Here is a 12,107-nt window from a genome sequence, read left to right on the forward strand (position 1 = left end):
CAGTCCATCCGCCGAAGTTCGGGTTGAAATATAAGGATTTAATATGGTTCACGCTATACATCATCCTTATATTTCTCGCTGAAACGGATTCCGTCCCGTAAAAGGATGGCGAAGCCGTTTCCACTTGGAGAGTTTTACATATCACAATATCCGGGAGGTTTTTCTATTGAGTACAGTGGAACGCAAACAGCGTCTTGAAGGTCTGAGTGAAAAAATATTTTTGGACCGTTATGCCTGGAAGGATGCGGACAACAACAATGCCAAGGTAGGCGACGTTGTGCTCGTGCTGACCAAAGACGATCCGAAGTTCCCAACCAAGGAAGTCGGGGAGATTGTTGAACGTAGCGGCCGTGTGGTAACCGTAAAGACGCGTAGCGGCGAGCTTGTACAGTCGGATGTGGAAAAATTAACACTTAACATAGAGAAGACTCCTGAGGAAATGTGGGACCGGCTCGCTTCTGCCATGGCTTCGGTAGAGAAAACCCCGGAGCTTCAGGAAGAATGGACAGGCAAATTCCGTTCCATTCTGGATGACTGGAAGCTAGTTCCGGGCGGACGCATTGCCGCAGGTGCCGGGGCAAGTGAAGAACTGACCCTGTTCAACTGTTATGTCGTTCCTTCGCCAAAAGACAGCCGCGGGGGCATCATGCAGACGTTGTCTGAAATGACTGAGATCATGGCCCGTGGCGGCGGTGTAGGCATCAACCTGTCCTCGCTTCGTCCGCGTCGTGCTATCGTTAGAGGCGTTAATGGCTCGTCGAGCGGTTCTGTATCCTGGGGCGGACTGTTCAGCTACACCACTGGATTAATCGAACAGGGCGGAAGCCGCCGCGGCGCGCTAATGCTGATGATTAATGACTGGCACCCGGATGTGGTCGATTTCATCACCGTGAAGCAGACGATGGGCCAGGTGACCAACGCCAACCTGTCGGTATGTGTGAGCAACTCCTTTATGAAAGCAGTGAAGGAAGATCTGGACTGGGAGCTGGTATTCCCGGATACGACTGATCCGGATTACGATACTGTCTGGGACGGGGATCTGGATAAATGGAAGGCCGATGGCCGGGCCGTGATTCCTTACCGTACAGTCAAGGCGCGTGAGGTATGGCACACCATTATTGAATCGGCCTGGAAATCGGCGGAGCCGGGTGTCGTATTCATGGAATACTACAACCAGATGTCCAACAGCTGGTACTTCAATCCGATTATCTGCACCAATCCATGCGGTGAGCAAGGTCTGCCGGGCTGGGGTGTATGCAATCTGTCGGCCATCAACCTCTCCAAGTTCTATGATGCGGAGAATCATGATGTAGATTGGGCGGATCTGGCAACAACCACCCGCTATTCCGTACGTTTCCTGGACAATGTTATCGACAAAACGCCTTACCACTTCCCTGAGAATGAAGCGAACCAGAAGCTGGAACGCCGAGTAGGTCTGGGCACCATGGGTCTGGCCGAGCTGATGATCAAGCTGAACATCCGTTACGGAAGCCCGGAATCCCTGGAGTTCCTGGACAAGCTCTACGGTTTCATGGCACGCGAAGCGTACCTGGCCTCATCCGGTATTGCCGGTGAGAAGGGTTCCTTCCAGGCCTTTGATACAGAAAAATATCTGCTCAGCGGATTCATGAAGAATATCACCGAAACTTATCCGGAAGTCGGCGAATCCATCCGCAAGCACGGTATGCGCAATGTTACCGTGATTACTCAGGCGCCTACAGGCAGTACGGGTACCATGGTTGGCACATCGACGGGTATTGAGCCGTATTTCGCCTTCAAATATTTCCGTCAGAGCCGTCTGGGATACGACGAACAGTTCGTACCGATTGCCCAGGAATGGCTGGAAGCCCATCCGGGTGAAGACCTTCCGGACTACTTCGTAACTTCGATGGATCTGTCTGCGAAAGATCATATCCGCGTACAGGCCGCAATTCAGCGCTGGGTAGACAGTTCGATCTCTAAGACAGCGAACTGCCCGTCCGACTTCACCGTTGAGGAAACAGCAGAGCTGTATGAAATGGCCTTCGATCTGGGCTGCAAAGGCGTAACGATCTACCGTGACGGCAGCCGTGACGTACAGATTCTGGAAACGGCGAAGAAGGAAGACAAGAAGGAATCTCCAGTAACAGAAGCCGCAGCTCCGGCAGTGGAACAGGCAGCACAGGCAGTAACAGCCAGCGCAGTTGTAGCAGCATCGCCGGCACCGCAAGCCAGCACCGCAGGCAGTGGAGACAAACAATACAAAAAACGCCCGCAGGTTCTGCGCGGCGCTACCTATAAGATCAACACGCCATTCGGCATGGCGTATATCACTATCAACGACCTGGATGGCATTCCGGCCGAAATCTTCCTGAATGTCGGCAAAGCAGGCTCCGACGTCTTCGCTATGGCCGAAGCACTGGGCCGTGTCTGCTCGCTGTTCCTCCGTTACGGAGACCACGGCGAGAAGGTTGAGCTGCTGATCAAGCATCTCAAGGGCATCGGCGGCTCCGGTGCCATTGGCTTCGGCGCGAACCGCGTTGAATCCATCGCTGACGCGGTAGCCAAAGCACTGGAGACTCATGTGCAGAACAATGCCCATGACGACCATGTGCCCGCTCCAATCGCGGCCACCCTGGAGCTTGATTTCAATGAAGCTTTGAATGCGGAATTGAATTCAAGCGTGCCGGCGGCAGCTTCCACGGACGATAGTCACGGCGGCCACGGTGCACACAGCCACGCCACCGCCTCCCGCGACCTCTGCCCATCCTGCGGCAGCGCCTCGCTGGTTAATATCGAGGGCTGCAAAACCTGCAGCAATTGCGGATATAGCCGGTGCGGTTAAGAGGAGCTTAGGTTAAGTAAGCGGTGAATATTTTTTATTCAGAATTTTCGCTAACATTATACAAATACACAAACAGTCCTGATGAAAACTTTCATCAGGACTGTTTGTGTATGATTTGGATCTGAATATGAACTGTTAGGAACTGTCTAACCTTTATTTTTCAATCGAAATGGCTGCTTCTAAAGCTACTTCCATCATGCTGTTGAAAGAATTCTGTCTTTCTTCTGCAGTAGTCACGGCATGGGTAACCAAGGAATCCGAGATGGTAAGAATACACGCTGCTTGTTTGCCTAATACTTTAGCATTATGGAACAACGCATAGCTCTCCATTTCTACACAAACACAGCCATGTTCATTGTAAAATTCATTGACTCCAGGCACATTGTCTTCATGATAGAACACATCGCTTGAATGAATTCTTGCAGTCAAAAGAGGCTTGTTGATGCGCTTAGCTGCGGCTTCAATGATATCATTTAAGGCTTTACTTGGAAGCTGTATATTTCCTTCTACACCACTTTGCACATAAGCATATGTAGATTCACTCCACGCACTGTCTGCCAGTACCACGTCAAATAAATTCAATGTGTCTGTGTAAGCTCCTGCACTACCAATACGAATAATATTCTCCACACCATAGTTATTGTATAGCTCATAAGAGTAAATACCGATACTTGGCATTCCCATTCCCGAACCCATCACAGATACTTGTGTACCTTTGTAAGTTCCTGTATATCCGAACATATTCCGTACCGTATTGAATTGGGTATAGTTGTCCAAATAGGTTTCTGCGATATATTTCGCTCTTAAAGGATCTCCTGGCATTAATACCGTTTTGGCGATATCACCATTTTGTGCGGCATTATGTGGGGTTGACATGATTAATTCCTCCTAAAGTTTGTTACTCGATAATTATTTTATCCATTTCACTATACCATCTATGAACTTGTTTTTCAGCATGGGCAGGAAAGGAACTTTAATTTCAACCTAGAATATCTAAGGTAATCGAATAGCTAAAAATTTAACGAAAGACAGGAGTGGGTTACGATGATAAAAGGTTTTGGAGGGATATTTTGGAGAACGGGTAATCTTGAAGTTGTGAAAAAATGGTACAGTGAAGTGTTGCAGATTGAATTCGAAAGCTGGAATGGGACTGTGATACAACCTCAATCAGAACATGCGACTATCTTGTCTTTCTTTACTGAGAATGACAGTTATTTTCCAACAGGACAACAGGTGATGTTGAATTTCCAAGTGGATAATCTTAACGAGATGATGAAACATCTTGAACATATGGGTGTACCTCTTGCAAAGGAAAAAGAGAGCAGTGAATATGGAACGTTTATTTGGATTGAAGATCCTGATGGCCGACTGGTCGAGCTGTGGGAAAAATAGATTGAATGGAGCCTAATACGGGTACCTCATCTGATTTTACATCCCTTTGATATGCTTCATATCTTCGCGTGATATAACTGTAACAATCGGATATAAGAGGAGAAGGTTGGATGAAGCTGAGCAAAGAGGAGAAATCATGGATTCTGTATGACTGCGGGAATTCTGCTTATTCGATGGCGGTGACTACGGCGCTGTTGCCTATTATCTTCGGCATGTTCACGAATGTGGGCAGCAGTATGGATTTGGGGTATTTTAATTCCATTGCCAGTATTCTGGTGGCGGTCCTTAGTCCTATCTTAGGGACCATTGCGGATTATAAGGACCGGAAAAAGCGCTTCTTCGTATTTTTCGCTGCGGTCGGCGTATTGGCTACGGCTTCGCTGGCATTTATTTCACCGGAGAGCGGGCAGTGGCAGCTGTTGATTGTATTTTATATTTTATCAGCGATTGGATTTGCCGGTTCTAATATTTTCTATGACTCCTTCCTGGTAGATGTTACGGAGGACGGGAGGATGGATAAGGTCTCTACGAGAGGGTTCGCCTTCGGGTATATCTTCAGCTGTATTCCTTTTGGGATCAGCCTGCTGCTCATTTTCATGATGGGGATGGACAAGGCTATTGGCTACCAGATCGGGTTCATCATTACAGCGCTCTGGTGGGGGCTGTTGACGGTGCCGATCATCAGAGATGTGAAACAGAAGTACTATATTGAGCCTGAACCCAGGCCGGTTGCGAATAGTTTTAAAAGACTGGCCATCACTTTCAGGAATATCAGCCAGCACAAAATTGTGTTTGTATTCCTGATCGGGTATTTCTTCTACATTGATGGGGTAGATACCATTATTAAAATGGTTGTGCCGTATGCCACTTCGGTGCTGGGTTCGGACGCCCTGGACACGTTTACGCTGCTGGGGATTCTGCTTATCATCCAGATCATTGCGTTTCCGTGCGCGATCCTCTATGGGAATCTGGCAAAAAAGTACTCCGCACGGACCATGATTATAGTCGGGATTTTCACCTATATTGTTTCCTGTATTGCGGCTTTTTTCATTACATCGGTCTGGCATATTTTTATTCTGGGTGCGTTGATTGGTTCGGCCCAGGGCGGAATCCAGGCGCTAAGCCGGTCTTACTTTGCGAAGATTATTCCGAAGGAGAATTCTAATGAATTCTTTGGGTTCTATAATATCTTTGGCAAGTTTGCGGCAATTCTCGGCCCTGCGCTAATGTCATTGACTACTACGCTAACGGGCGACGCCAGCTTTAGCATATTAGCCATTATTCCGTTGTTTCTAATAGGTTCCTTAATCTTTATCTCATTACCTAAGGTGAACTGATTCCCCGACAATCCAGCAGCGTAACAAAAGCCCGCACTCGGCCGATCCGGCTCGATGGTGGGCTTTTGGCATTACCGTTGTTTTGTGCGCTTAATAAAATCGTTACCTTATACCACCCCCTGCTTCGCCTTCATACACTTCAGGTTGTAAGTCCGCCCGTAGGTCTTACCATATCTGATGATCCGGCGGATCATGCTGCGGTCTTTCAGCTTGGTGAACGGACAGGGATCGGGGACTGTATTCACTTCCAGGATCCTTAGATTCAATTGCCGATCCAAGGCAATGTCCACACCGATTTCCCGAAGGCTGGGGAAAGCAGAGCCTAGCTGATGGGCAGACTTCACTCCAATTTTCTTCATAGCCGCGATCAATGCTGCCCGCTTTTCTATACTTGTGTAAGCTTCCAACAAACTCTCAACCGGATAAATGCTCCCCCCTTGGCTGCCGTTTGTAACCACTTTGCCGGGATGCGCCACCCGTCCTGCTACTCCTGTAGCCACCCACTTCCCCTTAGGATTCCGCTGCACCATTACCCGGATATCGAAGGGCCGCTGATCATAGGTAAGCAGCTGGATTCCCTTCTGTACTAAATAGGATCGTCCTTTGGTTTCCCTGTAGATTGCGAGATAGGCGGTGTCGTAGTCGGAGAAACTATGCACTTGCGTACCTGCATGATAGCGGTATTGTGCGTGTTCCTCTGAGTTGTTTTCTCTACTCCTGGCGTAAATTTTCTCTACCCGGATCACGCCTTGCCCCATAGATCCGCAGCACGGCTTAATGTACACCATGTGATATTTGAGCAGCATCCCTTTTAGCACACTCCGGGTCATTCTTTTGGTTACCGGGATATGCCTCTTTAACTCTTGGTTTCCAGCCAGTACCCTGGTCTTTATCATCTTGTTGGATATACGTGTGATTTGTCCCTTCATTATGTCCCTCCGTCACAATAAGCCTATGGGCTATCTTACGGAGATGACTCCGCTTTTGACTGGGCAGCCAGACGATAAAAGAACACACCCAGCGCGTGCTACATATGATTATTGCAGGTGTGAATCTAAAGAGGCTGCAGCTGCAGCAGAGCGGGAGGCGGCGATGATGCTGCTGGACAAATTGCAGGATAAGGTGCATGAAGTTATGGAGATATTTCCCTGGTACGAGGGGCTGATCGGTGGGAGGACGACGAATTATAGCCTTCAGAACCTTCCTCTGATGACTGCGGGAATCCTCGAAACCCATTATTACACAGAGCAGTACGACCCTTCTCTTGCTGTATACCGGACGTCGGGTACTAGCACAGGCCGCAGGAAAGCGATCCTCTACTCTGAGGAAGATGACAACTACTATGTAGATATCAAAACAAAGCTGTTCGGTGAACTTATCGGAAGCAGCGGATGCAGCCGAGCGTTGGCAGACATGGGTACAGGACACGCAGCAAACACTGCCCTAACCATATTTGAACGGCTGGGCCTGGAGTGCAGGTCCATTCCTTTTGAACTGCCGATTCAGCAGCACATTGAACAGCTGGAAGCTTTTCAGCCTGACCTTTTGTACACGATGCCTTCCATCCTCGATCATATTGTACACGCCGCCGACAATCCGCTCGCCTTCGGCATCCGCAAGATCATTCTAGTCGGAGAAATCGCCACACCCGAGTGGCAGCGGAATATGGCCCGTCTGTTCGGTCTTGAGCCGCGTGACATCATCGATACGTATGGTTCCATTGAAATCGGGACGATTGCTTATTACTCCCATGATCTTGGCCGATATATTCTGGCCGAGGGCATATACGGGGAGGGGATCGGGACGCAGGAGTTAGGCGAGGATTTGAGGCCGCTGGCTAACGGTGAAAGTATCCTGGTACTTACCTCGAGCGTCCGCAAGATGCTGCCTGCCATCCGTTTTGTGACCTATGACGTGGTAAGGGACTTCAGGACTGTGAATATAGGCGGTGTAGAGAAGCAGAGCTTCGCATCTATCGTCAAAAGAGTAGGGCGGGAACTGAAGCACGGCGAGAAAATCAGCCTGTACGATATCGAACGTGTTGTATACCGTCATCTCGAGGATGCGATCATCCGCGTAAGAGTAGAGAACAACACGCTTGGTGTATACATTCACAGCAAATCTGCGAAAAGCTCCATGATTCCGGCTATCCGGGAGGAAATCGGAGAATGCATCCCGGAAATCGGCATGATGATTCGAAACCATCTGCTTGATGTTATAGAGGTCATTCTGGCAGGGGATGATGAACCGCTGGAGAGCAGGCAGGTGAAGAACAAAAAGCTGTATTACCGGACAGGCAAGGATAATGCCGGAATGGACCTGAATGGCGGGATTTTGTCAGCCATTGGGCACACGCCTTTAATCAAGCTGAACAACCTGTTCCAGAATAGCGGATTTGAGGTCTACGCCAAGATGGAGCTGCTGAATCCAGGGGGAAGTGCAAAAGACCGTCCGGCTCTGCGGATGATCCAGGAAGCCTGGAATGAGGGCATCATCGGGCCGGGAACAGACATTGTTGAATCGAGTTCGGGAAATATGGCGATCAGCCTGGCAATGATTTGTAAGGTTGTGGGGATGCGTTTCATCAGTGTGGTCGATCCCAGAACCACAGATACTAATCTGCAAATTCTGAAGGCTTTGGGTGCAACAATAGACTTAGTCTCCGAACCCGACCCCGCAACAGGCGAATTTCTGCCTGCCAGGCTAAACCGTGTGCAGCAGCTGTTGGCAGAGATACCGGGCAGTTATTGGCCGAATCAGTATGCGAACCCCCATAATTATCTGTCTCACTACCATACGACAATGAAGGAGATTGTGGCAGAGCTGGGCCGTGTGGATTACTTGTTCTGCAGCGTAAGTACCTGCGGCACGATCCGGGGACTTGCGGAATATGCAAAGGATCATGCGCTTGGGACCAAAATCGTGGCTGTGGATGCGGAGGGAAGTGCTATTTTTGGGGGAAATAAGGGGCAACGGAGGTTTCCGGGACTCGGTGCCGGTATCGTACCGCCCTTCTGCAGAACAGATCTGATCGACCGTATCATCCATGTCACGGACTTGGATATCGTTCAAGGCTGCCGGGCACTCGCCCGGAGCGAATCAGTTCTGGCAGGTGCATCCTCCGGGGGGATCATTGCCGCTGTTAAGAAGATGGAGCAGGAATTGGCTCCGGGATCGGTCTGTGCGGTCATTCTGCATGATAAGGGAGAACGTTACCTCGATACTGTATATTCGGACTCCTGGATTCAGAGCCAATTCGGCCGGGAACTTACAGCTAAAGACTGAACATAACAGGGGATATAAAGTATAGGTTTAGGAGGGATCTGCATGCTGTATTTAAACGACCAGAACCTTCGGGAAGTTGGCCTGGATTGGCCTGTCCTTGTGAATAGGATGGAAGCTGCGGTACGCATTATCGATTCCGGTGATTACGCGCAGCCGGTAAAACCTTACCTAAGGTATAACCATCCGCAGAACCGGATTATTGCCATGCCCGCATACGTAGGCGGAGAGGTGAGTGCAGCCGGGATCAAGTGGATTTCGAGCTTCCCCGATAACATAAAAGCGGGTCTTCCCCGCGCGCACAGCATGATCGTATTGAATGATCCTGATACGGGCGAACCGTCAGCCGTTCTGAACTCGCCGCTCCCGAGCATTGTCAGAACAGCAACGGTCAGCGCTCTGATGATTCGCCACTTTATGGAGGTGCGCCCGCAGGTACGGATTCATCTTGGCATTATCGGTTGGGGACCGATCGGACAGTATCACTGTCAAATGGCTGCAGCTCTGTATGGGGACCGGATCGAATCTATACGCATCTATGATATAAGGGGGGCAGATTTGTCAGGAATCCCCCCTCAATATAGGGATAGGATAGAAGTGGCTAAGACTTGGGTGGATGTTTACCGGCATTCCAATATCTTCATCACCTGTACGGTGTCAGATCACCGGTACATTGATACTCCCCCTGCCAAGGGCAGTCTTCTGCTGAATGTTTCGCTGCGGGATTATAAGCCGGAGGCGCTGACTACAGTAAAAGCCATCATCGTGGACGATTGGGATGAAGTGTGCCGCGAGAATACGGACATCGAGCGCCTCCATCTGGAGCAGGGGCTGACTCGTGACGGTATCCGGACGATTACCGAGGTTGTCTCTAAGCGCTGCCTGACGGAGTTCTCCGCAGATGAACCGATTCTTTTCTGCCCGATGGGCATGGCCGTCTTCGATATTGCTACAGCCGTATATTACGTGAAGCGTGCAAGAGAGAAAAGGATCGGGACTGAGCTTAATTAAATGAACAAGCGATCCATGAGAAGGCGGTTAAGCGCAAAATCCCATTGGACCGCTTATTTTATGTGATCGGCTATTTATTGGAATCCGGGTCATCGTTTTCTTCCACAGTCCGTATCTCCATCAGCTTCATGGCGGTAAAAGCTGTGATTCCATAGCTGTCTCCCCTGGAAATTGTCAATATTCCGCCCGGCTGTGCTTCTGTAGCCAAACCATTCAGGAGGAATTCTCCTTCACCGGAGAGGATCAGCCAGCATGTGCCGGAATGGCCGCAGAGCTGTTCGGACATCGTCTGGCCTGGCAGAAGGGATAGCTTCAGTGTGATAACCAGGCCTTTACCGCATGGGGTGCGGTCGAGTACGGTATAGCTTCCCCATTCGGTTTCGCCATATCTGGATTCAGCTGTAACATCCTGGATGATCTCCTTTATTGCGTTTGCTTCCTCTTTCCGGGCGATCAGAATCCCCTCGGGACCACTGACAGCAACAACTCCGGATACGCCGATTACATGCAGCGGAATGTCCAGTTCGTTAACAATATGCGTATTCCGGCATTCCCCCCACATTCCGCCCGCTCCAATAACCGTCTGAGCCAGTTGTCCGCTGAGCGATCCCCAGCTCCCCAGATCAAGCCATTCCCCTTCATGCTTGAGTACAACGGATTTATTGCTGTGCTCAGCTATCTCCTTGTCAAAGCTGCGGACAGGGAGTCCGGGATAGAGGTCTGTAAATGCAGCCGGTTCCGTGGGCAGCCCCATCTGCTGCAAATGGGATAACATGAAGCCTAACTGAAAAGCAAAAATACCACAGTTCCATAGGGCATTGTGCCGGATCAGCTCCTTAGCTACTGAGGTATCCGGCTTTTCTTCAAATGAGACCACCGGAGAATACCGACTGGTCACAGCCTTCCCAGGGACAATATAGCCATACTGGTCTGAGGGATGGGCGGGTCTTGTCCCAAGCAATACAAGGTCGGCCTGGGATTCTGCCAAGATATCGGTAAATTGATGAAATAGCCGGAAGAATCCGTCATCTGCATACATATCGGCCGGAGCCACACACAGGGTGTCTTCCGGTTTAGCTTTTCCTGTGGAATATAAATAGAGGGCCCCCAGCGCGGCAGCCGTGAATGTGCCGCGCTTATACGGCTCCCCAATTACCGGGTATCTCCCCCGGGTATGCCGCTGCGTCAGAGCAAGCTGATCTTTATGCGTCACGAACAAGGCTGATTGCCCCAGTCCGGCTTGTTCAAGCTGGCGGCATACCCGCCCGATCATGGACTCTGTACCTCCATCCGGAGCAGGGAGCAGATCCAGAAACATCTTGGAACGGATGCGGCCGGACAGGGGCCACAGCCGCTGTCCGGAGCCTCCGCACAAAAAAATGGTATGCATGGCTGTCTGCCTCCTTAGCGTTTGGCTGGAATGGAATACCCCTTTCGCTGATGGAAGGAAAGCGAGCGGAAGGTTCGGGCCAGGTTCTGGAGCCGGGCGTTGCCCAGATCGGCCACAGCTGTTGTCAGGGATTTATTATTTGCCTTCTTGAGCAGTACGGAGCTGCTGTCCATGCTGTATACATAATTGGCATAGGTTTCGAATTCGGAGAAACCGAACTGCTTCTTCCTGTCGATGCTGCGGAGAATGGCGGTATGCCAGGATACCCCATGTCTGGCTTCGATTTTTCTTTTAAGTCCCGCCAGCTTTGCCCTCTCAAACAGCATGTAATGGGTGACGAAGGATTTGGGAGAGGGTGCGGGAACACCCAGCAGCTTCCGGTAAGTGCGGAAATATTCCGGCTGGCTCCAGCTGCGGCAGTAAAAGATGCTTTTACCCCCGGAACGGAAACGGTGGGGACGGATTAACACCGTGTCGGCATCAATAACCAGAAAAAAGTTCTCCCTGCAGATATGATCTCCGTTCATCTTCAGCAGCTGCTGATACAGCCAGCCGGAACGGTTCCAGCGGGAGGAGGAATAATGAATATCCTTTTTGGTAAAAGGCAGAACGGTGGTCTCATCGACAAAAATACAGTTTTTGCGGGCACACAGACTTCTGATCCTGTTGCTGTTCGGCGAGACAATGTAGATATGGCTGATAGGATGGCGTACATAGCGGCGAAGACTGTCGATCACATAGGGAAGGGTCGCCAGATCTTTTTCAATGGCCGGGATAAGGACATCGATCGCGGGACCGCTGGTCGTTAAGCCTGTAATTGCTGACATAGGTTCATCTCCGTGCACGTATTGACACTAAGGGCGTCTGAATT

The 12,107-nt window shown here is 50.2% G+C and carries 9 protein-coding genes; 5 read left to right on the plus strand and 4 right to left on the minus strand.

The window, feature by feature from the left end; translation table 11 throughout:
* Positions 1–166: 166 nt before the first annotated feature.
* Positions 167–2,824, plus strand: coding sequence for an adenosylcobalamin-dependent ribonucleoside-diphosphate reductase (locus AC0MA3_RS12215; RefSeq protein WP_474656397.1), 2,658 nt, complete (start codon positions 167–169; stop codon positions 2,822–2,824).
* A gap of 153 nt (positions 2,825–2,977) precedes the next feature.
* On the opposite strand, the gene deoD is transcribed toward AC0MA3_RS12215, so the two are convergent.
* Entirely contained in the window at positions 2,978–3,700 is a 723-nt protein-coding gene (gene deoD, locus AC0MA3_RS12220; RefSeq protein WP_474656398.1) for a purine-nucleoside phosphorylase, read from the minus strand.
* A gap of 168 nt (positions 3,701–3,868) precedes the next feature.
* Between deoD and AC0MA3_RS12225 the strand changes: the two genes are divergently transcribed.
* On the plus strand, positions 3,869–4,216 hold the full coding sequence (locus tag AC0MA3_RS12225; protein ID WP_474656399.1) for a VOC family protein: 348 nt from the start codon (positions 3,869–3,871) through the stop codon (positions 4,214–4,216).
* 110 nt (positions 4,217–4,326) lie between these two features.
* Positions 4,327–5,553, plus strand: coding sequence for an MFS transporter (locus tag AC0MA3_RS12230; RefSeq protein ID WP_474656400.1), 1,227 nt, complete (start codon positions 4,327–4,329; stop codon positions 5,551–5,553).
* 107 nt (positions 5,554–5,660) lie between these two features.
* Here the strand turns inward: AC0MA3_RS12230 and AC0MA3_RS12235 are convergent, their stop codons facing one another.
* Positions 5,661–6,482, minus strand: coding sequence for a YheC/YheD family protein (locus tag AC0MA3_RS12235; protein ID WP_474656401.1), 822 nt, complete (start codon positions 6,480–6,482; stop codon positions 5,661–5,663).
* Between the two features lie 166 nt (positions 6,483–6,648).
* On the opposite strand from AC0MA3_RS12235, the gene sbnA reads away from it, so the two are divergent.
* A complete protein-coding gene (sbnA, locus tag AC0MA3_RS12240) occupies positions 6,649–8,838 on the plus strand; it encodes a 2,3-diaminopropionate biosynthesis protein SbnA (protein ID WP_474656402.1) in 2,190 nt (729 codons plus the stop codon).
* A 42-nt stretch (positions 8,839–8,880) separates the two neighbouring features.
* Positions 8,881–9,846, plus strand: a complete 966-nt coding sequence (locus tag AC0MA3_RS12245; RefSeq protein WP_474656403.1) for a 2,3-diaminopropionate biosynthesis protein SbnB — start codon at positions 8,881–8,883, stop codon at positions 9,844–9,846.
* Between the two features lie 70 nt (positions 9,847–9,916).
* Here AC0MA3_RS12245 and AC0MA3_RS12250 read toward each other — a convergent pair whose 3' ends face one another.
* On the minus strand, positions 9,917–11,236 hold the full coding sequence (locus AC0MA3_RS12250; protein WP_474656404.1) for a sugar phosphate nucleotidyltransferase: 1,320 nt from the start codon (positions 11,234–11,236) through the stop codon (positions 9,917–9,919).
* Positions 11,237–11,250: 14 nt separating this feature from the next.
* Positions 11,251–12,063, minus strand: a complete 813-nt coding sequence (locus AC0MA3_RS12255) for a DUF6492 family protein (protein ID WP_474656405.1) — start codon at positions 12,061–12,063, stop codon at positions 11,251–11,253.
* Positions 12,064–12,107 lie beyond the last annotated feature (44 nt).

It is taken from the genome of Paenibacillus sp. LS-5 (genome assembly GCF_056121505.1).